At 72.0% G+C, this 24674-nt stretch carries 19 protein-coding genes; 6 read left to right on the forward strand and 13 right to left on the reverse strand.

Going from position 1 to position 24674, the window contains the following annotated elements; genetic code table 11:
• Positions 1-50: 50 nt before the first annotated feature.
• From AADR41_RS14095 to AADR41_RS14110, 4 genes are all read left to right on the forward strand, one after another.
• Positions 51-818, forward strand: a complete 768-nt coding sequence (locus AADR41_RS14095) for an enoyl-CoA hydratase/isomerase family protein (protein ID WP_342281718.1) — start codon at positions 51-53, stop codon at positions 816-818.
• A gap of 251 nt (positions 819-1069) precedes the next feature.
• Entirely contained in the window at positions 1070-1585 is a 516-nt protein-coding gene (locus AADR41_RS14100; RefSeq protein WP_342281719.1) for an ATP-binding protein, read from the forward strand.
• A gap of 352 nt (positions 1586-1937) precedes the next feature.
• Positions 1938-2747: a polysaccharide deacetylase family protein gene (locus AADR41_RS14105; RefSeq protein ID WP_342281720.1), complete on the forward strand. Its 810-nt coding sequence runs from the start codon at positions 1938-1940 to the stop codon at positions 2745-2747.
• Entirely contained in the window at positions 2747-3940 is a 1194-nt protein-coding gene (locus AADR41_RS14110; protein WP_342281721.1) for a YVTN family beta-propeller repeat protein, read from the forward strand. Before AADR41_RS14105 ends, AADR41_RS14110 begins: the two co-directional genes overlap by 1 nt.
• A gap of 37 nt (positions 3941-3977) precedes the next feature.
• On the opposite strand, the gene AADR41_RS14115 is transcribed toward AADR41_RS14110, so the two are convergent.
• A complete protein-coding gene (locus AADR41_RS14115) occupies positions 3978-4616 on the reverse strand; it encodes a GNAT family N-acetyltransferase (protein WP_342281722.1) in 639 nt (212 codons plus the stop codon).
• Positions 4617-4781: 165 nt separating this feature from the next.
• Between AADR41_RS14115 and AADR41_RS14120 the strand changes: the two genes are divergently transcribed.
• Positions 4782-4991 carry an EF-hand domain-containing protein gene (locus tag AADR41_RS14120; RefSeq protein WP_342281723.1) on the forward strand — a complete coding sequence of 70 codons (210 nt, stop codon included), beginning with the start codon at positions 4782-4784 and terminating at the stop codon, positions 4989-4991.
• Positions 4992-5034: 43 nt separating this feature from the next.
• On the opposite strand, the gene AADR41_RS14125 is transcribed toward AADR41_RS14120, so the two are convergent.
• A complete protein-coding gene (locus tag AADR41_RS14125; RefSeq protein WP_342281724.1) occupies positions 5035-6522 on the reverse strand; it encodes a carboxylesterase/lipase family protein in 1488 nt (495 codons plus the stop codon).
• A gap of 122 nt (positions 6523-6644) precedes the next feature.
• Positions 6645-8135 carry a long-chain-fatty-acid--CoA ligase gene (locus tag AADR41_RS14130; RefSeq protein ID WP_342281725.1) on the reverse strand — a complete coding sequence of 497 codons (1491 nt, stop codon included), beginning with the start codon at positions 8133-8135 and terminating at the stop codon, positions 6645-6647.
• A 174-nt stretch (positions 8136-8309) separates the two neighbouring features.
• Here AADR41_RS14130 and AADR41_RS14135 point away from each other — a divergent pair, with 174 nt between their 5' ends.
• On the forward strand, positions 8310-9584 hold the full coding sequence (locus AADR41_RS14135) for a PucR family transcriptional regulator (RefSeq protein ID WP_342281726.1): 1275 nt from the start codon (positions 8310-8312) through the stop codon (positions 9582-9584).
• Positions 9585-9836: 252 nt separating this feature from the next.
• Here the strand turns inward: AADR41_RS14135 and AADR41_RS14140 are convergent, their stop codons facing one another.
• From AADR41_RS14140 to AADR41_RS14185, 10 genes are all read right to left on the reverse strand, one after another.
• Complete coding sequence (locus tag AADR41_RS14140; protein WP_446751035.1) at positions 9837-10844, reverse strand: terpene synthase family protein; 1008 nt, start codon at positions 10842-10844, stop codon at positions 9837-9839.
• A gap of 497 nt (positions 10845-11341) precedes the next feature.
• A complete protein-coding gene (locus AADR41_RS14145; protein ID WP_342281727.1) occupies positions 11342-12760 on the reverse strand; it encodes a DUF6177 family protein in 1419 nt (472 codons plus the stop codon).
• Positions 12761-12841: 81 nt separating this feature from the next.
• Positions 12842-16813, reverse strand: coding sequence for a type VII secretion protein EccCa (gene eccCa / locus AADR41_RS14150; protein ID WP_342281728.1), 3972 nt, complete (start codon positions 16811-16813; stop codon positions 12842-12844).
• A 64-nt stretch (positions 16814-16877) separates the two neighbouring features.
• Positions 16878-18317: a MinD/ParA family ATP-binding protein gene (locus AADR41_RS14155; protein WP_342281729.1), complete on the reverse strand. Its 1440-nt coding sequence runs from the start codon at positions 18315-18317 to the stop codon at positions 16878-16880.
• Positions 18318-18370: 53 nt separating this feature from the next.
• Positions 18371-19744 (reverse strand): type VII secretion integral membrane protein EccD, encoded by a 1374-nt coding sequence (gene eccD, locus AADR41_RS14160; RefSeq protein ID WP_342281730.1) that lies wholly within the window; start codon positions 19742-19744, stop codon positions 18371-18373.
• 103 nt (positions 19745-19847) lie between these two features.
• A complete protein-coding gene (locus AADR41_RS14165) occupies positions 19848-20159 on the reverse strand; it encodes a hypothetical protein (RefSeq protein WP_342281731.1) in 312 nt (103 codons plus the stop codon).
• A gap of 253 nt (positions 20160-20412) precedes the next feature.
• Positions 20413-21207 (reverse strand): DUF6508 domain-containing protein, encoded by a 795-nt coding sequence (locus tag AADR41_RS14170; RefSeq protein ID WP_342281732.1) that lies wholly within the window; start codon positions 21205-21207, stop codon positions 20413-20415.
• Between the two features lie 34 nt (positions 21208-21241).
• Positions 21242-21640: a hypothetical protein gene (locus AADR41_RS14175; RefSeq protein ID WP_342281733.1), complete on the reverse strand. Its 399-nt coding sequence runs from the start codon at positions 21638-21640 to the stop codon at positions 21242-21244.
• A gap of 14 nt (positions 21641-21654) precedes the next feature.
• Positions 21655-24267, reverse strand: a complete 2613-nt coding sequence (locus tag AADR41_RS14180; protein ID WP_342281734.1) for an ADP-ribosyltransferase — start codon at positions 24265-24267, stop codon at positions 21655-21657.
• Positions 24264-24674 (reverse strand): DUF6507 family protein (locus AADR41_RS14185; RefSeq protein WP_342281735.1); only part of this gene is annotated, 411 nt, incomplete at its 5' end. The genes AADR41_RS14180 and AADR41_RS14185, both read right to left, overlap by 4 nt.

Genomic DNA, 24674 nt, shown 5'->3' on the forward strand with positions numbered 1-24674 from the left:
GACCAACAGCACCGGGCCCGCCCGTGTTAGCGGCAGTTAACCTGCCTCTCATGACCGCAAACCTCGAAGTACGCGACGGCGTCGGCACGATCCTGCTGGACCGCCCGCCCATGAACGCCCTGGACGTCGCCACCCAGGACCGACTGCGTGAACTCGCCGAGGAGGCGACCCGGCGCGACGACGTGCGCGCCGTGGTCCTCTACGGCGGCGAGAAGGTGTTCGCGGCGGGCGCGGACATCAAGGAGATGCAGGCGATGGACCACACGGCGATGGTCGTACGTTCCAAGGCGCTCCAGGACTCCTTCACCGCGGTGGCCAGGATCCCCAAGCCGGTCGTCGCCGCCGTCACCGGCTACGCGCTGGGCGGCGGCTGCGAGCTGGCGCTCTGCGCCGACTTCCGCATCGCCGGCGACAACGCCAAGCTGGGCCAGCCCGAGATCCTGCTCGGGCTGATCCCGGGCGCGGGCGGCACCCAGCGCCTGGCCCGGCTGATCGGCCCGTCCCGGGCCAAGGACCTGATCTTCACCGGCCGCCACGTGCGGGCCGAAGAGGCCCTGACGATCGGTCTGGTGGACCGGGTGGTGCCCGCCGCCGAGGTGTACGAGCAGGCGCACGCCTGGGCCGCCAAGCTGGCCAAGGGACCGGCGCTGGCGCTGCGTGCCGCCAAGGAATCCATCGACGCCGGCCTGGAGACGGACATCGACACCGGGCTCACGATCGAGCGGAACTGGTTCGCCGGACTGTTCGCCACCGAGGACCGGGAGCGCGGAATGCGCAGCTTCGTCGAAGAGGGACCGGGCAAGGCCAAATTCCTCTGACCGAAAGCCAGTTGGGCACAGACTGACGCGCGTTCATCCGTGCGGGCGGATTGGCTGGGCTTCGGGGCAACCTTGAGGTCCAGCTTCCCGATGGCCCGGTCAACCGCCATCGGAGGGGGTGTTCATGCAGGTCAGCAGGGCTTTGACGGGTCGCATTCTGCCACCGGCATATGCCTTTCGACACTCACGGAACGACATGTTCCGGGGAGCGGATTCCTCCGGAACGGCCACGGGGCACCCGTCTTGCGGCCATGATGGTCCCCATGGCGGGCCTGGAGGGTGTGGAACAGCCGCGACCGCACGGTGGTGCGACAGCGGCGCGCTGGATGCCGGTCGTCGAGGACGAACAGGCGTTCAAGGCGCTGGAGTTGTTCGGAAATCCGGCGGAGGGTGAAGTACGGCTGCCCTCCCGTCCGGAGTCCGCGGCCACCGCCCGCCGGCTCACCTCGTGCGTGGTGCTGCGTCAGTGGGCGCTCTCCCCGCAGACCGCCGAGTACGCCGTGCTGCTCGTCTCGGAGCTCGTCGGCAACGCGGTGCGCCACACCGGCGCCCGGGTGTTCGGGTTGCGGATGCTGCGCCGCCGGGGCTGGATCAGGGTCGAGGTGCGCGACCCCTCGCGCGGGCTGCCCTGTCTGATGCCGGTCCAGGAGATGGACGTCAGCGGGCGGGGCCTCTTCCTCGTCGACAAGCTCTCCGACCGCTGGGGCGTGGATCTGCTGCCGCGGGGCAAGACCACCTGGTTCGAGATGCGGATCTCCGACCGCTGATCCCGGCCGGCGCCCGGACGCACAGCAGCCCCCGGTCCGCCGTGGTGGGGCGCTTCGGGGGCTGCTGTGTGGGGGCCGTGAAATGGGGGGTGTGTTCACGGCCGCTTGTGACGACCGGGCTCGGGTCATGCGGTCGTGTGACCGACTATGGCAGACGGGCGACCTCTTCGCCAAAGCCGCAAGTGGGGCATTCACCACCATAACCAGACATTATCCAGGTGAATCGCAGGTGTGATGGGTCACTTGCCTGCAAAAGTGTGAATATTTATGGGATTCGGTGAGTGATTCATTCGCTTCGCCCATATGTCTAAATTGTTATTTTCTCCTCGTTTCGCCCCTACTGTGTCTGCACATGAACGCCTCCGACACTCCGGTGCCCCGCCGCAGCGCCCTGCGCGCGGGAGCAGGGGCCGCCCTCGCGGGCGTCCTCACCGGATGCGCGGACCACGACACCGCCGGCCCACCGGCCGCGACCGCCACCGAGACGGTGAGCCCGAAGCACCCCGCCGACGCGACCACCCGGCCGCCGTCCCCCGCCCCCGGACCGCACCGCTTCCCCGGACAGCCGGTCCAGATCGACCACGGCCCCCGCGACCGTGCCCGCGTCGCCCTCACCTTCCACGGCCAGGGCGACCCCGCCGTCGCCCGCACCCTGCTCGCCGAGGCCGAACGGGCACACGTCAGGGTCACCGTCCTCGCCGTCGGCAGCTGGCTCGACGAACACCCCACGATGGCCCGGCGCATCCTCGACGGCGGCCACGAACTCGGCAACCACACCCAGCACCACGTGGACATCTCCACGATGGGCGAGGCCCAGGCGTACGCGGAGATCGACGGCTGCGCCCAGCGGCTGCGCAGACTCACCGGCTCCATCGGCACCTGGTTCCGGCCCTCACGCACCCGGTACGCCACCCCGCTCGTCCAGCGGCTGGCCGCCCGGGCCGGCTACCCGCACGTCCTCTCCTACGACGTGGACTCCCTCGACTTCACCTCTCCCGGCGCCGCGGCCGTCACCCGCAAGGTGGCCGGGGAGATCCGCAACGGATCGGTGGTGAGCCTGCACTTCGGCTACGCGGACACGGTCGCCGCCCTGCCTCTCCTCCTCACCGAAATCGACCGCCGCCGACTGCGCGCGGTGACGACCACGGAGCTGCTGACCTGATGTCTCCCTCCACCAAGCACACCGCGGCCCTGCTCGGGGGCGTGCTGCTGGCCGTACTCACCGGCTGCGGCACCCCGGCCGAGAAGGCGAACGTCCAGGCCGTCGGCAGCGAGGCCGCCGCGCCACCCGTCGAGCCCGAACGCCTCACCCCGCCCGCACCGCCGGGGCTCCCCGGAATGCCCCCGGTGCTCGACGCCAAGGACGTCTACTCCGCCGACCGGCCGGGAAAGCTGTCGCCGGTCGTCAAGGACTTCCCGTCCCGGGTGTACGTCCCCAACACCAACTCCGACACCGTGACCGTGATCGACCCCGCGACGTACAAGGTCATCAGAACCATCAAGGTCGGCCGCCAGCCGCAGCACGTCGTCCCGTCCTGGGACCTGAAGACCCTCTGGGTCAACAACGACATCGGCGACAGCCTCACCGCCATCGACCCGGCCACCGGGAAGACCGGCCCCACGGTGCCGGTCTCCGACCCGTACAACCTCTACTTCACCCCGGACGGCAAGTACGCCGTGGTGATGGCCTCGATGGACCGTCAGCTGGTCTTCCGCGACGCCCACACCATGAAGACGGCCAAGACCGTCCCGGTCGACTGCGCGGGCGTCAACCACGCCGACTTCACCCCCGACGGCCGGTACTTCATCGTCTCCTGCGAGTTCTCCGGCGAACTCCTCAAGGTCGACACCGCGAAGATGAAGGTCGTCGCCCAGCAGAAGCTGCCGCTCAAGGGCGCGATGCCGCAGGACGTCAAACTGTCCCCGGACGGCGGGACGTTCTACATCGCGGACATGATCGCCGACGGGATCTGGGTACTGGACGGAAAGAAGTTCACCACCCCGAAGCTGCTGCGCACCGGCAAGGGAGCCCACGGCCTCTACGTCAGCCGCGACTCCAAGGAGATGTACATCTCCAACCGCGGCGAGGGCAGCATCTCCGTCTTCGACTTCGCACAGCGCAAGCTGGCGAAGAAATGGCGGCTGCCCGGCGGCGGCAGCCCCGACATGGGCGGGGTCTCGGCGGACGGCAAGGTCCTCTGGCTGAGCGGACGTTACAACGCCGAGGTGTACGCGATCGACACCGCCACCGGCAAGCAGCTCGCCCGCATCCCGGTGGGCAGCGGCCCGCACGGACTCGCCGTCTACCCACAGCCGGGCCGGTACTCGCTCGGCCACACCGGCGTCTTCCGCTGACCGCCGGGCCACCGCGCGCCACGGCCCTGCAGGCCGCTCACCCCGCGACCAGCAGGGCCTCCGAGCCCACCGGCCGGTAGCCCGCCGCCTGGAACGTCCGCACGCTGCGGGCGTTGCCCGGCGACTGCTGGGCCCACACCACCGCGTCCGGCACCAGGTGCCGGGCCGCCCGCGCGAGCCGTTCGCCCAGCCGCCGGCCGCGCGACTCCTCGGCCACCTCGACCGCGGTCTCCCAGCGGCCCGCGACGCCCCGGCCCAGGATCACCACACCGCCCTCGGCGGCCCAGACCCGGACCTCGTCGCGGTACTTCATCGCCCGGGCCACCCGAGGATGCTCCGGATCCTCGATCTCCCGCAGCGCGATCTCCGGACCGCCGGGCAGCGCGGGCGCCGCCGTCAGCAGATCGACGGTGTTCATGTGCCGGCCGCTGCGGGCCATGAGCGCGCCCAGGAAGTACGGATTCATCGTCGCGGCGAGCGCGTCGCCGGGGGTGCCGGCCAGCACGGAACGCACCCAGTCCGGGTCCTCGTCGGTGAAGACCACCGAGTGCGCGGTGAACGCCAGCACTCCCGCGTCCCGCGCCGAGGGCTGCCGCACCACGGTCGTCGACCCGTCCGGCGGGGGAAAGCTGCCGTCCGCCGCGGCCGCCAGAATCCGTGCCAGTGCCTCGTCCATGAGCCTTCCGTTCCCCCGTCCGGGCCGTGGTCCGCCGGACGGCGGGCCTGCCGCCCATGATCGGCGACCGGCCGCCGCGACCGCCATCCGTCGCGACCGTTAATCTGACACCCGTCAGTCAGGCATTGGTCAGGCATTGATCAGGCACTACGAAGGGGCGGAACCGTGGCGGACATCGAGTCGGCGCGCAAGGCATTCGAGCGGTTCGATCTGAACGGCGACGGGCTGATCTCGGCCGCCGAGTACAAGAGCGTGATGGCGCAGCTCGGCGACCCCTACGTCACCGAGCCGGTGGCCCAGGCCGTCATCAACTCGCACGACGCCAACGGCGACGGGCTGCTCACGTTCGACGAGTTCTGGGCGGCGCAGAACTGAGCACCGCGTTGGACCCCCGGCCCGCGGGCCGGGGGGCCGCCGTTCAGGCGTTCTCGCGGTACGGCGACCAGCCGCGCAGCTCCGCGTCGCGCGGGGCCCGCACCACGGCCGGCCTTCCGGGGCCGAAGCCCATCACCGGGCGCGAGCCGTCCCAGCCCGGCCAGCCGGGGTCGCCGGACACCGCGAACGCCACCCACGCCGCGTGCATCGCGTCGGCCAGCTCCTGCGGGGCGTCCGGACCGGCCAGCGCCACCGCGTCGGGCCGGTCCAGGGTGTCGAAGACGAAGCCGATCTCCAGCGCGTGACAGGCGCCCAGCCGCAGCACCGGGGACGGCCAGCCGAACTCGTAGACATGGGTGCTTCCCGGCCCGTCCGCGTGGGCGTCGGCCAGCCGGTTCAGCGGAACCCGCAGCAGCAGATCGGTGGCGAGCGCGCCGAGCAGCTCACCCGGCGTGGCACCCGGCCGGTTCGCCCGGTACGTACGCGCCGTGGCGCCCGGCACCTTGAACTTCAGCAGGGCCAGCCGGAGCTTGAACGAGGACAGCCGCTCCGTCAGACCACTGGGCACGAACCACAGCCGGTACTCCTCGCTGTTCGAGCCCAGCAGCAGATCGACCTCGGACGCGGCACCGTCCAGCAGCGCTTCCAGCGGATCGCGGGGCAGCAGCTCGCCGTCCACCACGATCTGGAAGGAGTTCCCGCCGGTCAGCGGGGAGCCGCCGGCCGTCACCTCGGTCTGCGCGGCCAGCAGCGCGGCCGGGTCCACCGCGGCCAGCGCAGCCGCCGTCGCCGCGACCCCGAGCCGCCCGGCGATCAGCTCCGTGGTGCGCCGGGCGCCCGCGCCCGGCGGCAGCGCGGTCGGCGCACCGCTCTGCAGCACCGCCCGCCGGAACAGCCCCCGGGCCCTGGGGGCGGCCAGCAGGGCGCCGATGCTGATCGCCCCCGCCGACTCGCCGCACACCGTGACCAGGTCCGGATCGCCACCGAACGCCGCGATGTTGTCCCGCACCCAGGTCAGGGCCGCGATCTGGTCGAGCAGTCCCCGGTTGGCCGGTGCGTCCGGGAGCACCCCGAACCCCTCGACGCCGAGCCGGTAGTTGACCGACACCAGGACCACGCCGTCCCGGGCGAACGCGGTCCCGTCGTACAGCGGGACCGCCGACGAGCCGTGCAGCAGCGAACCGCCGTGGATCCAGACGATGACGGGCAGCCCGGTGGCGCCCGGGGACGGGGTCCACACATTGAGGTTGAGGCAGTTGTCGCCCGGCACATCGGGGTCGGGGAGCAGCCGGTCCAGCGGCGGGTCGTACGGCCGCTTCGGCGCGGTCGGCCCGAACGCCACCGCGTCCCGTACCCCTTCCCAGGGCTCGGGCGGCACGGGTGCCTGGAAGCGCAGGGCGCCGACCGGGGCGGCGGCGTACGGAATGCCGCGGAACACGGCGACACCCTGCTCCAGCGTGCCGCGCACCGCCCCGTGGACCGTGCTGACCCGGGGAGACGTCCCGGGTATCGGAGTGGGTACGGCAGACATGAGGTCCAGCCCTTCTGCGGTGCGGTCGCGGACGGCGGCCGCCGGTGCTTCGATACGTACCCGGTCCGGGGCCGCGCCGACCCGGCCCGGCCCCGTCGGGTGAACGGCAGACGCCGGTGGCGTCAGGCGGAGCCCGCCGTCAGGGCCCGCTTGAGGACCTTGCCGGTCGGTCCCAGCGGCAGCGCCTCGGTGAACCGCACGATCCGCGGGTACTTGTGCCGCCCGAGCCGCTCCTTGGACCAGTCGATCAGCTCCTGCTCGGTCACCGCCCCCGTACCGGCCCGCAGCACGACGACCGCGCAGACCTCCTCGCCGCGCGTCTCGTCGGGCACCCCGATCACCGCGACCTCGGAGACCGCCGGGTGGCGGATCAGCACCTCCTCGACCTCGCGCGGATAGATGTTGAAGCCGCCCCGGATGACCAGGTCCTTCTTCCGGTCGACGATGCTCAGGAAGCCGTCCTCGTCCCGGACCCCGAGATCCCCGGTGCGGAACCAGCCGTCGACCACCGCCGCTGCCGTCGCCTCCGGATCGTCGAGATACCCGGCGAACACGTTGTGGCCGCGTACCACGACCTCGCCGACGTCGCCGTCCGCGAGCAGCACCACGGCATCCTCCACCGCCGCGTCCGCCACCCCGATCTCCACACCCCACACCGGGTGGCCGACCGTGCCGGGGCGCAGGCCGAACTCCGGCTGGTTGAAGGTGGCGACCGGGGACGTCTCGGTCAGCCCGTAGCCCTCCAGGACCCGTGTCGTGAAGGCGGCCTCGAAGCGTTCGAGCACGGCCACCGGCAGCGCCGCCCCGCCGGAGACGGCCGCGCGCAGTGTGGGCCGGCCGGCCGGGGAGGCCTGCGCCGCCTCGACCAGGGCGTGGTACATCGTCGGTACGCCCATGAAGACGCTCACGCCTTCGGCGGCCAGCAGCTCAAGCGCGCCCGCGCCGCTGAAGCGCGGCATGAGGACGAGCGTCGCGCCGGCCCGCAGCGTCGCGTTCATCGCGCAGGTCTGCCCGTAGCTGTGGAACAGCGGCAGACAGCCGAGGACCACGTCGTCGCTGTTCAGCCGCAGCAGGTCGTGGGCGCTGACGGAGGCGTTCATCACGATGTTGAGGTGGGTGAGCAGCGCCCCCTTGGGCCGCCCGGTCGTGCCGCTGGTGTACAGGATCACCGCGACGTCCTCGGGGGCCGCGGGCTCCGGCGCGGTCAGCGGTTCGCCGCCCTCCGGCAGACCCCGCACGGCCCGGACGCCCGCGGCGCGGGCCCCCTCCTCGGCGACCGGCCACATCGGACCGCCGCTGATCAGGGCGACGGATCCGCTGTGCCGCAGCACGTACGCCACCTCCTCGGCCACCAGCAGCCCGTGCACCGGCACCACTGTCGCCCCGGCGGCGAGCGCGCCGTAGTACGCGTACAGGAAGTCCGCCGAATTGGGCAGCAGCACCGCTACCCGGTCGCCCGGCCGGACCCCGGACGCCCGCAGCGCGCCCGCGCAGCGCAGCACCCCCGCCCACAGCTCGTGGTAGCTGATCCGGTTACCCGAATCGACCACGGCCACCCCGTCGGGGTGCTTGCGGGCCGAATCACCCAGGACGGTCGCGACGCTGAGAAACATGACGGGCTCCAGGAAACACGGTGTTCACACGGCTGGCCTGCTCAGAATCGGCCGTATCCCCGCTCCGCACAATGTGCAGTTGCCCACCATGCGCACCCTTCACCTGGGCAGCGGCCACTCGGCGCCGGTACGTGGCGCGGCATCCGCCTAACACGCGGGCGTTAATCTTCGATCATGGCGCAGAACCCGGGTGCCCGGACCCCGCATGCCGAAGGACCCCGTCCCGAGGGCGGCGACGGCGAGCTGCGGCGGGCCCTGGCCGTCGCCCTGCTCCCCGGGATCGACGAACTGACCCGGCGGGTCGTCGACGACATCCACGCGCACAGCGGCACGTACGCCTCCGGTTCGCCCGTCAGCCGGGACGACCTGTGGGGGATCTGCCGCGACAACCTGCTGCGTGCGCTGGAGGACTTCGGCGGGCTGAAGTCCGGCGGGGACGCCGAGCAGGCGGCGCGCGAGACGGGGCGGCGGCGCGCGGAGCAGGGCGTACCGATGGACACCGTGCTCCAGGCCTACCGGCGCGGCGGCCGGGTGATGTGGCAGATGATCGCCGAGCACCTGCGGGCCACGCGCGGGACGCAGCAGGCCCACGGGGCGGCGGGCGACCGGGACACCGAACTGGACATGGCGGGCGCCGTCTGGGAGACCATCGACCGCTACTCGGTGGTGATGGCGGAGTCGTACCGGCTGACCCAACTGGAGATGCAGGGCAGGCAGGAAACCCGCCGCGTCGCCCTCTTCGAGGCCCTGCTCGACGGGCGCGGCGACGATCCGGCGGTCGCGGCGGCCGCCTCCGCCGCGCTGGGCGTGCCGGTCCAGGACCGGTACGTCGTCGTCGTCGCCGCCCAGGACCCGGCCGCGCCGCCCAACCCGGCACCCGTCCTCGACGAGCACGGCATCTGGTCCTTCTGGCGGCCCCGGTCGGGCCGGTACGCGGGCATCGTGCGGCTCGCCGCGGGGGAGTCCGGCGTACTGCTCGACCTGCTGCGCCACCGCACCGGCGCCACCGCGGGCGTCTCACCGGAGTTCGAGCGGCTGGCCCGGGCCGGCCGGGCGCTGCGGCTCGCCGAGCAGGCGCTGCGCACGCTGCCCGCCGGGAGCGGTGAGGCGGCCGCCTTCGACGACCGGCTCGCGGAGGTGCTGCTGGTCGGCCGTCCGGACATCGCCGAGCGCATCGTGGGCACCCGGCTGGGCGGCGTACTGGACATGGCGGCCGAACGCGAGGTGCTGCTCGGCACGCTCCGGGTCTGGCTCGACAGCGGCTGCTCGGCGGCGCGGGCGGCCGAACTGCTCTACTGCCACCGCAACACGGTCCTCAACCGGATCGGCCGGATCGCCGAACTCACCGGCTCCGACGCGGAGTCGGGCGAGGTGCGGCTGGGATGGGCGCTGGCCCTGCGGGCGCTGCCGCTGCCGGCCGCTGACGGCGAAGGGGCGCCGGGGGACTGAGGGGCTTCCGGGTGACCTCCGATCGGGCGGCCAGGCGCCGGCACACACGCTCCCGGCGTTGCCGGGATGTCCTGGCAGCTCCGCCACGGGGACATTCCGGCGCCTTGGAACCGCACGCACCGGACCGCGTCGGCCTTCCGGCCGAAGGCCATCGGGCAGCCTCCGGGAGCCGTGCCGCGGCGGGTCCACCACGCGGGACCGGAGGCCGTTGCCGGCCCCCGGTCGCGGCTCCCGCGCCGTGCCTACGGCGGATCAGGCGGCGAAGTGCTCCGACATGGAGTCCCGCTCGTCGACCTCGACGAGATCGGGACGGGTGTAGCGCTCCGCGCGGGCGTGGTAGTCGAAGTCGCCCCGGACCAGCCCCCGGTAGTCCTGCACGCACCGCTCCAGCGCGTTCCGGGTGGGGCCCTGGATGCCGGCCGCCTCGATCTCCTCGATCAGCTCCTTCTCGGCGCGCTGCACCCGCTGCGCGATCTGCGCGAGCTGCGCCCCGGCCTCGTCGACGGCCTCCTGGAGCGTGCAGTCGCGATCGCGCTGGATGAGGCGCACCGCATTGTGCTCGTATCCGAGCAGCGCCTCCTTCTCGAAGGAGCAGATGTCGTTGCAGAGTCCCGAATGATCGGTCACCGCATTGCGCAGCGCGATGTACGCGGGCAGGCTGCGGGCGGATTCCGGAAGGTCGATCCCGGCGGTGATCTCATGGAGATCCAGGAAGGGCTGCATGGCCACCGAGTCCCGGCGGTGCTTCACGAATTCGAGCCGGGTCGGCGCCTGCCCGGCGGCCCGTTCCACGGCCTCGGCGTAGTAGGTCCACAGCCAGGCGACCGTGTCCCGCCGGAACTGCCGGATCCAGCGCGCCGAGCGGTCCCGGTAGGTGCGGGAGCGCAGCCCCACGAGCGCGCACTCCATGGCGCCGCGCGGCGGGCCGCCGTCGAGCACGGCGACCAGCCGGTCGATCGCCGCCTCGCACATGCGCGGATCGCGTCCGGCGGGCCCGTCGTCGAACTCGTCGTCGACGAGGAAGGCCCAGAAGAGCCACTGGCAGAAGAGATCGAGATGCTGCTGCGAAGCAGTGGGAAAGATGAGGGATATCCAGAGTTCGGGCCGGGTCCGGATCATTTTCTTCCGGGCCACCGGGGAGAGCACCAGACCATTGGATTCGGCCCATTCCCATGCGGCCTTCCGGGTCTCCTCGATGCCGGGATTGCATCCGGTGCTCTGGAACGGCATATGAAACGCTGGCAGCACAATCTGGCTCATTGGTGCCCCTCGTCGAAACGATTCGGATGAACGATACGAACGGGTAACCGGCCGGACTCGCGTCTCGGAGCCGGGTACGCATCGGGGGACGGGCCGCCCGCAACCACCGACCCCGGGCAGAGGATCACCGTGCCGGACGAGGCAGTCATCCCTGCTCACTCTCCTCCGCCGGGGGTGGGGGCATCGGGGGCCGGGTCCGTGGGCCCGCGGTGGCAATCGCCCTCGGCTCAGGACGGCGGCATCACCATGTGTAACACCCAGTCAACCCCCTGTGGGGGAAAGAGGGAAGCCATTTGTGACCGAAACTGCTTGATCGTCAGAAACGAATGAGCATCTCTGGGCAACGGCTGACCAGTTGTGCACGCCGACGGTCGGCGCAGGACACGCCGGTGCGGGCCGCCGCGCAGACGGTTTTACGCCGCCCCGCCCTGCCTCGCCCCGTCCCGCAGCCTTGCCAAAACGCCCCGCGTACGGTCGTGCCCGCCGTCCCGTACCGGTCAGGCGCCCTTCAGATGCCGCATCAGCCGCTCGAAGTCCTGCCAGCCGGACAGGTCGGACGGGTCGCCCGGCAGCGGGTAGTACAGCGCCGGACGGGACCTCGGGCCGAGCTGGACCGGCGGCTCGGAGAGCGGGGTGCGCCGGGCCCGGTCACCGGGCATCTCGCGCACCTCCTCCGCGCCGAGCACGAACGCCAGCGGAACGCCGGGCCCCTCGAAGCGCGGCGGCACCGCCAGGTCGCGGCGGGCCCTGCGGAGCTGGACCAGCATCGACTGGAGATGGTGACGGGTGGCGAGCACCTCCGCCGCCCGGGGCAGGGCGTCCAGCGGGGGCTCCTCGCCGGGCCCGTAGCCGAACGCCAGCGTGACGTCCTCCTCCACACCCGCCTTCGTACGGCTGACACGGACCGTGGCCAGTCCCGGCCGGTCCGGGCTGCCGACCACCACGAGCCAGGTCGGCTCGGGCGCCCGCTCGAAGGCGACATCCGTCAGCCGGCGCAGCGACCACGGCAGGTTGGCGGGCTCGGCGGTGCCCCACCCGGCCGGCGGCTGCCCCGTCAGCTCCTGCCACACCGACTCCAGGGCGCCGCCCAGCACCAGCCGGTCGTCCGCCGGGTGGACCGTGCGGAACGAGATCGCCAGCTGCCGGTCACCGGTGTCCGTGACCTCCTGATAGGCGGCGGCCACCGGCGTGCGCGGGTCCTCGGGGGTGGCGTCGGCCGACTCGACCGTCGCGAACATGCCGTGCTGCCAGCGCAGTACGGCACCGGACAGGCCGTCGTAGTAGCCGTCCCGCTCGTCCTGCACCACCCAGCGCGACGGCCAGCCGCTGAGGCTGTTGCGCACCGCGGGGGAGAGGGTGGCACCCGGCGAGGTCACGATCTGGAGCCCCAGCTCGGCATTGGCCGCCGCCCGGAACGCGTCCGAGAGCCAGGCCGTCATCGCGACCACCGGACGGTCCTGGATCACGACGGCCACCTTGTCGGTGAGCGCGTCCACGGCGGGCTGCGCGGCGGCGGGCGTCGGCGCGACGCCCACCCCCTCGCTCCTGACCACCGCGAGGGAACGCGCGGCCTGCGGCGGCCAGGCGGAGCCGCCGGCCAGCGTGGCGACCCGGGCGGCGAAGGTGCCCGCGAGCAGCTCGGCCTCCTCGACCCCGGTGGTGGCGCGGGCCTCCGTCCACCAGAACGGAACCGGCGGCGCGGTGGCCCCGAGCAGCCGCTCGGCCTCGCCCGCGACCTGCACCAGCAGCGGCGCCTCGATGGAGACGAGCGGCCGGCCCTGATCGTCGCAGAGCTGCACGACGGCATCCTCACCCGTGGTCCCCACCAGCTTGTCCGGGCCGCCCGCGAGCAGACCCGCGAGCACGGTCAGCGGGTCGGGCATGCGCGGGGTGAGGGCGATGACGTCCTTGGTCATGTGGTCGGCCGTTCCTTCTTCGTCCGGATGCGGATGTGCGGTGGGGCGCGGCCCCCGGCAACGGGACCGCGCCCCCGCCGGTCACTCCGCGGTGTACACGGTCTGGATCAGGCGGTTGGGCTGGCCCCTGCGGATGAACACCCCGCGGCCCGGCGGCTGCTGGGCGGCGTACACACCGGGGAACAGCTGGCCCTCGCTGCGGTCGCCCGACATCAGGAGCGCCGAGGCCCCCGACTCGCGCAGCCCCAGCACCAGCGGGTCGTACATGCCGCGCGAGGCGCCCGCGATCCGGCGGGTCAGCACGAAGTGCAGGCCGATGTCCACGGCGGACGGGATGTACGGCAGGAACGGGTCGAGCGGCGACTGACCGGCGGTGGTCAGCACGTCGTAGTCGTCGACCAGGATCACGATCCGCGGACCGCTGCCCCAGCTGCCGGGCTCCAGGTCCTCGGTGTCCGCCCGGTCGTCCGGCAGCCGCTTCTCCAGCTCGGTGGCGATACCGGCGGCCAGCCCCGCGCACATCTTGGGGTTGTACGCGTACCCGCCGCGGAACTCCTCGGGGATCGCGCCGCGCAGCCCGCGCCGCGGGTCCATGACGGCGAAGACCAGCTCGTCCTCGCCGTAGCGCTCGATCAGCCCGCCGGCGACGGTCTTCAGGAGGTTCGTCTTGCCGCACTCGCTGTCGCCCAGGACCAGCAGGTGCTGGTCGTGGTGGAACAGATCGAGCACGGCGGGCGCCAGCGCCGTCTGGTCCAGGCCGATCGGCACCCGCTTGGGCTCGGCGACCGGGCCCGGCAGCAGATGCGGCTCCAGGACGTGCGGCAGGATCCGGACCGGCTGGGCGACCTCGCCGCTCCAGGTGGCCCGGACCGTACGGGCCGTGTGCTCCAGGACCGCACCCAGGTCCGAGACGTCCGCGAGGCCGTCCGTACGGGGCAGCGCGACCTGGGCGAACAGCTTGCCGTCGGTGAGGATGCGGCCCGGCTCGTCGGGCGACAGGGTCTGCGCGAGCTTGCGGTCGATGCTGGACTCACTGGGGTCGTTGAGCCGCAGCTCGACCCGGGTGCCGAAGTTCGACTGGGTGGCGATGCGCACGTCGTTCCAGCGGAGCATGCCCGCGACGACGTGGATGCCGTAGCCGCCACCGCGCTTGAGGATGTCCACGACCGCGTCGTCCAGCTCGTCGAAGTCGTCGCGCAGCGCACCGAAACCGTCGATGATCAGCACGATCTCGGCCGAGGCCAGCTGAGGCAGCCGGCCCGCCGCGTGCAGCGAACGCAACTGCTCCACGGAGTCGATGGCGTGCTCGCGGAACAGGTCCTCGCGGACCGCGAGCATGCCCCGCACCTCCTCGACGGTGCGCCCCGCGCGCTCCCGGTCCGCCCGCCCGGCGACACCGCCGACGTGCGGCAGCCCCGACACGGCCTGGAGGCCGCCGCCGACCAGGTCGAGGCCGTAGACGCCGACCTCCTGCGGGGTGTGGGTCAGCGAGATCGCCAGCGCGAGCGTACGCAGCAGCGTCGTCTTGCCGGTCTGCGGACCGCCGATGACCGCGGCGTGCCCGCCCGCCACCGTGAGGTCCAGGTACCACTGGCCCTGCCACTGCTTGGTCGGGTCGTCGAGCAGGCCGAGCGGCACCTGGAGCGGACCGCGCCGCTCGGCCAGCTGCATCCCGCGCGGGCCCACGTCCAGCGGCCCCGCGACCTTGTCCAGGGCGACCGCGCCGGGCAGCGGCGGCAGCCAGATCCGGCGCACCGGACCGGCCGCCTCCCGCAGCTGGTCGACGATCACACCCATCTCCGTCGGCCCGGTCTCCCGGCGCCGCACCTTCGGCTCCTCGCCCGAACTCACCGGCTCGGCAAGGGTGTTGAACGCCTCGTACTCCAGGGCCAGCGGCCCGTTGTCCTGCTCCTCGTCGCGCTGCACCGGCCCCCGGTACGCACCCGAGACATAACTCGCCTTGAAACGCTCGTAATGGCTGGTGTCGACCTTCAGATAGCCGAAGCCGGGCAGCGGCGGCAGATGGAAGGCGTCCGTGGTGTCCAGGACCGTGCGCGACTCGTCGGCGGAGAACGTACGCAGACCGAGCCGGTACGAGAGATAGGTGTCCAGGCCCTTGAGCTTGCCGCCCTCGATGCGCTGGCTGGACAGCAGCAGGTGCACACCGATGGAGCGGCCGATCCGGCCGATGGACAGGAACAGGTCGATGAAGTCCGGCTTCGCGGTGAGGAGTTCACCGAACTCGTCGATCACCACGAACAGATGCGGCAGCGGATCCAGATCGGGCCGCCGGTCCGCGCGCAGCGCCGCGTAGTCACCGATGTCGGCGACATTGCCCGCGTCCTTGAGCACCTGCTGACGGCGCTTGACCTCACCGGCGAGCGAGGCGTGCACCCGCTCGACCAGGCCCGCCTGGTTCTCCAGGTTGGTGATGACCCCGGCCACGTGCGGCAGCTCCGCGAACGGGGCGAAGGTCGCACCGCCCTTGTAGTCGACCAGGACCAGCGCGAGGTCCTCCGGCGGATGCGTGGCCACCAGGGCGAGCACCAGGGTGCGCAGCAGCTCCGACTTGCCGGAACCGGTGGCCCCGACACACAGCCCGTGCGGCCCCATGCCCAGCTCGGAGGACTCCTTCAGGTCCAGGAGCACCGGCTGGTGGGAGTCGCTGATGCCGATCGGCACGCGCAGGAAGGCACGTTCGCCGCGCGGCGCCCACATCCGCGACAGCTCCAGCTGCGCCACGTCGTCGATGCCGAGGAGGTCGGCGAAGTCGACGGGGCCCGACAGCGGGGCGTCCACGAGCGATTCGGCGGACAGCCGCATCGGCGCCAGCATCCGGGCCAGCCCCTCGGCGAACGGGATGCCGACCTCGTCCACGGTGCCGTGGGCGCTGATCGGTTCCTGCTCGCGCAGGTCCTCGATGACCACCGAGTCGCCGTCGACGGTGATCCGTACGCTGACGTGTCCCGGCTCCTGCACCCGGTGTTCCAGCAGGTGCAGCACGCTGACGCCCATCTCGCGCAGGCCGACCGCGTCGTCCGGGCGCGGCAGGTCCACGGCGTCCTCGCCGTGCCCGTCGGTGACGACGAGCAGCCGGGACGTCATGGACAGCGCGTCCTTGCCGGACAGACCGCGCCGCACCTCGGCCGCGTACGAGGCGCGGCGGCGCAGCTCCGGACCGATCTGGCGGGAGAGCTGGGGAGCGGACGGGGCGATCCGGCGGGCCGCGACCGGACCGTCGAACTGCTCGCTGTCGAGCAGATGCGGCATCCACTTGGCCCACTCCCAGTCGGCCAGCCGCTCACCGGGCACGGCGAGCGCCATCGCGACGTCGTCGGGTGCGTGCGTGGCGGCGGTCTGGACGAGCAGGGCGCGCGCGATGCGCAGGCAGTCCTCGCGGGGGCCGATGACACTGACGTTGCCGACCCGGTCGAGCGGTACGGTCAGCGGGAGTTCGGTGCCGGTACGGAAACGGTCCATCAGCGCCGACGCCTCGTTGAGCATGAAGGTGTCGGGCGGCGACAGGACGGACGAGCCCTGCTGGGCGACCGTCAGATCGCGCACCGGCATCTCACCCGTGCCGACGCGCACCCGCAGGAAGTCGCCGTCGAGACGGCGCCGCTCCCAGACCCGGGCCGGGTCGCGCACTATGTCGTACAGGGCGTGCGGCGGCGGATTGAGCACATCGGCCCGCTCGGCCCGCCGGCGCTCCTCGATGGAGAGCTCCTCGCGCAGGTCCTCCAGATACGCGAGATAGGCCTCGCGCTGGGTACGGCGGGTGCGCTGGGCCTTGCCGCGCTGCGAGAAGACCAGCGCCACCGAGCCGATGACGGTGACGACGAGGATGATCGCGCCGAGACCTGCGAACTGACTGTTGCGCACGACCGTCATCATCACGACGGAGGACATCACACCGGCGACGGGCAACAGCGACATCGCGATGTTGCCGGACTTGCCCTCGGGCAGGTTCGGCGGTGCCTCGATGGTGCGCGCCTCGGAGGCGGCCGGCGGCCGGGTGGTCCTGGCCGGGCGGTGGATCAGTCGGGTACTCATCGTCGTCCGTCACTCGGGGTCGGGGCGGGTCGGCATCGGGACCGGTGGTGCTGCCGATCGGTGATCAGTGGTGCTGCTGGGAGAGCCGGAACACATCGGCGGCGAGCCGGGTGGCGGCCTCCCGGGTCGCGTGCGCCAGGAGTTCGGTGCGGATCTCGCCGCCGGCCGCCAGATGACGGTCGTACGGCAGCACCTGGACGCTCGCCCCGGTGGCCTCGATCTTCTTCGTCGCCTCGTCGAGGTCGAGCCCTGGGTGCGGCACCAGTTCGCTGAGCACGACGACCGTGCCGGCGATCACCTGCCGGGGCAGCGACTGCATCCACTGGAGCACCGCGTACGTGCTGGTGATGCCCTCCAGCGTGGCGGGGGCGGCCAGCACCCGGGCCTGGGCGGCGGACAGCGCGACCCGGGCGACCTCGGCGGGCAGCGTCTCGCAGTCGACGACGGTGACGCCGAAGTAGCGGCGCAGCGAGACCATGACCCGCTCGTACGCCCTGCTGTCCAGCATCGCGCCGATCTGGCCCTGGCTGCCGGGCAGCAGCCAGGCGTTGCCGGGAAGCTGGACGAGATAGCCGGTGATGTCCAGCAGCGACATCTGCGGCTCGATGATGCCCGCCAGGTCACCGGTGGTCCACCGCAGCGACTCGGCGCCGAGCCGCAGCGGCAGCGAGCCGAGCGACGGGTCGGCCTCGACGAAGAGGACCGGGTCCTGGCGGTAGTGCGCGTACGTGGTGCCGAGCAGCGCCGCGACGGTCGACTTGCCCGCGCCGCCCCGGATCGAGGTGACGGCGATCTGCCGGCCGGTCGTCACCGGCTGCTGGAGCGTCTCGGCGGTGGCGGTGGTACGGGCGACCTCGCGCGCGGCCGACGAGGACACGCTCACCCGCAGGGCGCGCGCGGCCCGCGCGGTGAACGGCTCGCCGCGCCGCGCCTTGCGCCCGGCGGCGGCCAGCCCCCGGTCCACCACGGGCCGGGAGTCGGGGGCGTGATGGGGCTGGGTGCCGGGGGTGTACTGGGCCTGCGCCCGAGGCCGGTCCTGCTGCGACTGCTGTTGCTGTTGCTGTTGCTGCGACTGTTGCTGTTGCTGTTGTGGCTGTGCGACGGGGTGGGCGGTCACACCCGGGTGTCCCTGATAGCCGATGTGCTGCTGGGGCGGCTGTTGTGGCTGCTGCTGCTGGGCCTGCTGGTGCTGTTGCTGTTCCTGGTAACCGGGGTACTGCTGCTGGGCGGCCTGCTGCTGTTCCTGCTGATAGCCGGCGTACTGCTGGGGCGGCTGGGGCAGGCCGGGGTGCTGCTGGGGCATCCCGTAGGCATGGGCGTTCTGCGCGGGGACGCCGGGGCCCGGCGCGGCGGCACCGTACGGCTGACCGTCCTGACCCTGCGCGGGGGCACCGTGGCCCTGGCCGTCGGGGCCACGGCCGTCGGGGTCCTGCGCGCCCTGCCGGGCGGCGCCGCCCCTCATGGCGCGCAGCACATCGCCCTGCCAGTTGTCTTCGTTCGGCATGTCTGCCCTTCTTTTTCGCCCTGCTGCCCCGCCCGGAGCACCTGCGCGTCGACTCAGAACTTGTTGAGCAGCTGTCCGTACACGCCGAACACACCGACGGCGAGCGGGAAGAGCCCCACCACGCCGATGGATTCGACCAGATCGGCCATGCGCCGCAGCCGGACCCGCACGTGCTCGGGCGGCTGGACCGCCAGGACGAGCAGCGGCAGCACCGCGGCCGCGCAGAGCAGCGCGAGCGGTCCGGCGCCCCCGGCGTGGCCCATCCACAGCATGACGAGACGCACGAGGAGGACCGCGGCGGCGGCGAACAGTGCCACCACCTCCGCGACCAGCGGGAAGGCCCGCGCCCGGGAGAGCAGCACCAGCGCCACCAGCGAGGGGAGCGCCACGGTCCACACGGACGGCCTGTCGGCCAGGGTGAGCAGCCAGCCGCCGGCCGCCGCGGAGACCGCGGTGACCACCGTCGCCAGGGCGAGACCGCGGTGGGTGGCCGCCAGCGCGTTGCCCACCTGGTGGCGGCTGACCGAGGTGCCGCCGGAGCGGCGGTCGTCCAGTGCGGTGAGCCCGGAGGCCGCGAGCGCCAGCCGGGGGAGCAGGCCGAGCAGCACGACCGAGAAGACGGCCATGACGGCGCCGAGCCGCGCCAGGTCGTCCTGGACGGCGGCGACGGCCTCCCACACCACGGTGATCGCGGTGGTGGCGGCGGCACCGATGAGCCCGCCGCGGCCGAGCGGCGAGAAGTAGCCGAGGAGCACCAGAGTCAGGACCAGCGCGGCGGCGACGGCGGCGAGCCGCGCGGTCCCCGACCAGTCGTACGCGTCCGCGGCGGTCCAGGCGGTGAGGATGCCGAGGCTGCCGGAAGCGAGCAGGAGCGCGGTCGCCAGACCCCGGTTCCCCTGCCCGATCTTCGCGGTCAGCGCACCGGCCGCCAGCAGGACGAGCGTGGCCGCCGCGAGGGCGACGGTCAGTGCCTCCAGGGCGAACTCGCGCCGGGCCAGCAGCGCGGAGACCACCGCGAAGACCACCGAGGCCACGCCCGCACTCGTACGACGGGCGGAGGGGCGCCAGCGCCAGGCCTGCAGATCGAGATCGTCGGCCACCAGATCGGTGACGTCGTGCACGACCGGGGCGGGGGGCGCGGAGTGGGCCCGGACCAGCCGGAGCACCGCACCGTCCGCGATCCCGGCCGAGGACAGCGTGCTGTCGTGCGGGAGAGCGGAGCCGTCCGAGGTGATCAACTGCCGGGTCATCGGGCGGGCGGCCGCCCGGTCGTCCAGCAATTGCAGGATGTCCGGCAGCAGTTGCCCGATCGGTGTGTCGGACGGCAGGACGATATCGGCCCGGCGCCGCTCACCGACCAGAGTCACCCGACTGAGCTGCGCTCGGGAAGTCGTTGCTGTGCTCACCACTTTACGGGAACCTATCATCGCGACGTTTTGAGGAGTCGGGAGCCGGTGTGCCGATGCAGCCGGCGCCTTCACGATCCCCATTCACGGGGAAAACCTCATGGAATTCTCTGGAGTTACCGATCTATTGGGGATTCTTCGTCGATTCCCCGGATTTATCCGGTTGCGCCGTCTTCGCCGGCTGCTGGTACTGCTGTTCCTGGCGCTGCTGCTTCTGCTGTTCGGCCTTCTGCTTCTCCAGCATGTTCTGGACGAAGGACCATCCCACGCAGCCCGCGCACAGCACGGCGGCGATGGCGATCCCCGCGAACACTTTCCCCAGCCGCTCGTCGGCGGTACGCCGGGCCCGCTGCGCGCCGAACAGCAGTGCGTCACGCATTCTGCGCCGACGTACCGCCACCGACTCCAGGAGCTGGCTGTCGTAATCCCGTGCCATTCGTCTCGTCGTCCGTTGCCTCGGTCGTGCGATTGCCTCAGTGCGATTGCCTCGGTCGTGCGTCGCGTCGGTCGTACATCACGTCGGTCGTACATCACGTCGGTCGTACGTCGCGTCGGCACCCGGTCGCCCGGCCGACGGCGCACTACGGGAATCCCCCTGATTGACTCCTGAAACATAGAGCATGCGCGATCGGGCGGTACAGCCCGGGGCGAAGCCGCGAACGAGCCCCGCGAACGGTCTGCCGCGCGCGTCAGGAAGCAGCCTGCGGGCCACCCGCCACCGCTTCGTACCAGGCGCACAACGACTCGGCCACGGCATCGAGCAGGCCGTTCCCCGCCGCCTGCGCGATCGTTCCGTCGCCGAACCGCTCGCCGCGCACCACGGCCGTGGCCGCACGCACCGCGTCGGCCGGGCCCAGTCGCCCGTCGGCGGGCACGGCCGGCGGCGGATTGTCCTGCCACAGGTACGCGGGCGTCACCGCGCCGACCGCGGCCAGCGCGCCCACCAGGCGCCGGAGCCGTTCGCTGTGCAGCGGATGGCTCATCTGCCGGGTGCCGTCGGGCTGCTGCCCGCCCTGGGACCACCGCACGTCGCGGTCCTCGTCCGTGAGCGCGGCGAGCGCCTCCCGCAGCTCGCGCCACGCGACGGCGTTCCCCCGGTCGAGCTGGGCCAGCAGGCGACGGTCGTCGGCCTCGGTGACGACGCGGGCCAGCACCTTCAGAGCGTTCAGGGACGGGGCCGCGGCCAGGGAGCCCGGGACGACATGGCTGACACACCTCGGGTCCGAGCCGCGGGCCAGCTCGGCGAGCGCGGCCGTGGGCACGAGCGCTTGAGCCTTGGCGGCGGCGAGCTTCGTGGACCACTCCAGACCTTCACCGAACCCGGCCCGGTCACCGGCGGGCCGCAGACACCAACCGGCGGCGTCGTCCTCGTCGTTGGCCCACAGGTAGCCCATCGCCTCACCACGGGCATTGGCGACGGTGAGGTGATGGACCGGGCCGTCGGTCTCGGCGCGGTAGCGCGGTGCGGCGGGTTTGTGCGTCATGGTCGGCTCTTGTCGTGGGCGCCGGCGCGGGCCCTCAGCCCCCGCTCACCATTTCCTTGAACTCGGCGAGCGACGGAGCCTCGGCCAGCGAGCCGGCCACGACACCGCTGCCCTTGATGTCACTCGTGTCCCGGAGCAGCTCGGCGAGCAGGGCGGAGGGAGCGATGCCCCGGGACTTCGCGTCCCGCAGCTTCCTGAGCCATGCGGCCCCGGCGTTGATCGCGGCAGCCCCCAGCCCCTGCGGCGTCACCCAGCCCGCGGCGTCGCCCTCGTCATTGGCCCATACGTAGCCGATCACCATGCCGTCGCTGTCGGCGACCCGCACGTACCGCACGGGCCCCTGCGCGACACGGTTGTAGCGGGGCGGCCCGGCGACCCGCTTGAGCTGCATGTCTTCCTCGAAGCGCGGATTGGGTCGGTTCTCGCTGGTCATGCACTCTTCCTCTGTCACTTCGGCAGGACTTCGCCGTACACCTGGGCCTGTCCGGCCTCGTCCACGAAGACTCGGGTCACCCGGTACTCCGAGCCGCGTCCGAGCAGGATCTCACGCTCGGTCACGCCGTAATGGCTGACCTTCTCCAGCCACAGCGCGGGCGTCCCCTTCGGAACCCGCAGGTGGAGGATGGCGTCCTTCCCCGCGAAGCTGGGCACCGGGTGGTTGCCGAGCGAGGTGGACAGATAGCCCTCGTCCCCGAACGTGCCACCCATCATTTCGAGGGGCGAGTCGAGGTCGAGGTGCCCGATGCCCGTGCCGCGCACCACCATGACGTCCTCGGGCACCGGCCGGGTCGACATCACCCGGTCCATCTCGCTGATGTCGTGCAGCACCTCGGGGCGGGGACCGTAGTAGGGGTCGTTCCGCAGGTAACCGTTCATGTCCTTGTACGAGGGGAACGAGTCGCCCGTGTAGTCCCGGAGCGCCTGCTGCGCGGACGGGTCCAGATTGTCGACGTAGTCGTTCCAGTAGTCCCGGCCGTACTGGACCGCGTCGAAGTCGTCCGCGAACGGCACGGTGCCGTCGGTGAGTTCCGAGGCGGCGACCCGGTGCTTCTCCGCGGTGGACAGCGCGTCGAAGTCGGCTTCCGATATGTGGGGCGTGTACTTGAAGTCGTCCGCCGCAGGGCCCGCGCCGGGACCGTCCCCACCGGGATGGCCGGGCGTCGTCGCGTCGTCCGCGCCGTGGGCGAGGTCGTCGGCGGCACCGTGCGGGTCGACGTGGCTGCCGGGGCCGCCGTGGTCACCGGCGTGCGCCGCGTCGTCGGCGTGCGCGGCGGCGTCGTCCGCGTGCCCGCCGGGCGAGGTGTCGTGGCCGCCGCCGTGCGAACCGTCGTGCGAACCGTCGTGCCCGTGCGCGCCCGGTCCGTCATGGCCCGGGGCGTGCGGGGCGTCGGGACCATGGGGCGTGTGCGGGGCGTCAGGAGCGGACGGGGTGTGCGGATTGCCACCGGGGATGTCGTGGCCCGCGCCCGCGGGGAAGTGGTCGGTGGGAACGTGGGCGCCGACGTTGCCCGGGACATGGCCGGGTGCTCCGCCCGGCAGGTGGCCCGCCGGGTCGAAGTGCGCCGGGGCGGGGCCGAACGCCCCGTTGGGAGTGTGGCTCGCCGGGTCGAAATGCGCGGGGGCGGGGCCGAACGATCCGTTCGGTACGTGGCCGGGCACTCCGCCCGGCACATGGCCGCCCGCACCGGGCGGCACGTTGTCGAAGCCGCCGCCGGGGGTGTGCGCCGCCATGTCGGGGAAGCCGCTTCCCGCGTGGACGCCCACCGGCACCGGCTGCTGTACCTGCCAGGACGACGGCAGCCCCGAGGTGCCGGGGACTGTGTCGTGCGGGATCGGGGTCGTTTCGACCACACCGTTCGGCGCGACCAGGTTCCCGTTGGGCTCCAGGAAACGACCGTCGGGCAACTGCACCGAACCGTCGGGGAGTTTGGGGATGTCGATGTTGCCGATGCCTTTGAGGCCTTTGGTGATGTCGCCGATCTTGGAGAGGCCGGTGCCGGCGCCTTTGGCGATGTAGGTCATGGGGTCGATGACCTTGCCGGCCTTGCCGGCGACGGAGAGTACCTTGGCGACGGCTCCGGCTTTGCCGGCTCCGGCTGCGGCGCCGCCGGCGCCGCCGGTGAATACGGTGGTCAGGACGTTGAAGGTGACGGCTCCGGCGGCGCGGCCGGGGTTCTTGCCCCATTCGTCCCAGGCGACGAGTGCTTTGCCGGTTTCTTTCATCGCGGTGCGTGAGTCGCGGAGCCAGGAGGGGAGTTTGTCGTCGGGCAGGGTCCAGAAGAGGGCTCCGGCGCCGGGGACGGAGGAGATGACGAGGCCGGTGGCGAGTTGGGCGAGGCCTTTCCAGGCCTGTCCCATGGCGTCCCAGCCGCCGAATCCGACGAGGGTGCCCAGGCCCTTGATGGTGCCCCAGATCCCGTCGACGATCAGTCCGTCCCAGACGAATGACTTGACCCAGTGGCCGACTTCGTACCAGTGGTGTTTCTCCTCGACGGGGTCGCCCCAGGGGAGTTTGGCGTTCTTGAGGTCGTCGGCGTTGAATCCGTACTGGTCCTTGCGGTCGGATCCGTCGCCGGCGACCATCTGTGTCCCGCCGAACAGTGCGGTGATCTTGTTGTGGCAGGTGCGTTCGGCGGCCCAGAACGCGGCGACGGTCGCGGTGATGTCGTCGCGGAGCTGGTTGTGTTCCTCGACCTTGTCGCCGTCGTATTCCCAGTCGTCGTCGTCCTTGTTGTCGTTCACGAACGTGGTCGCGTCGCTCTTGAGCTGCGTGAGTTTCGTGACGAGGGGGCGGATTTCCGTGGCGTAGTCGGAGAGTGAGGAGGCGACTTTTTCCAGGTCGTCCGCGAAGCCGTCGGCCCGGTCCTTGACCGGTTTCGTCGAGGCGAACAGTTGTTCCGCCTCGGGGGCCTGGTAGTAGGCGGACAGTGCCTGGAAGTGGGTGTGGACGGACGAGCCGGTGTCGCGGATGTGGCCCGCGTCGGCCTTCAGGCTCGCGTGGTCCTTCTCCAGCTGGCCCAGATCGCCGGTGTACTGAGGAATCGCGTCGGGTTTGATCACCGGGACTGCACCCCGGGCTTCTTCGGATCCAGGTCGACGGCGCCCAGGGCCTTGCGCTGTGCCTCGGCGGCCATGTCGAGGTCACCGTTCAGGTACGCGGTCGTCGCGTCCACCGCACCCGTCAGGGACTTCCCCGCCCGTGCCGCGATGAACTTCAGGTCCCCGGTGGTGTGCTCGGCGAACTGCGACAACGCGAGCGCGACCAGGCCACCCACGGCCTCACCACCCTCACCACCACCGCCACCGCCACCGCCGCCGCCGCCGCCCTCGGCGGTGATCGTGCCCGCACTCGACGCCGCCGACGTCAGATGATCCCCGTACGACGTCGCATGCGTCTGGATCTTCGACGCGACCTCACCCGTCGTCTTCAGCACACCCTGAATGCCCTGCGGCTTCAGATCCCACCC

The organism is Streptomyces sp. CLV115, from assembly GCF_038448545.1.
Lineage (GTDB): Bacteria > Actinomycetota > Actinomycetes > Streptomycetales > Streptomycetaceae > Streptomyces > Streptomyces sanglieri.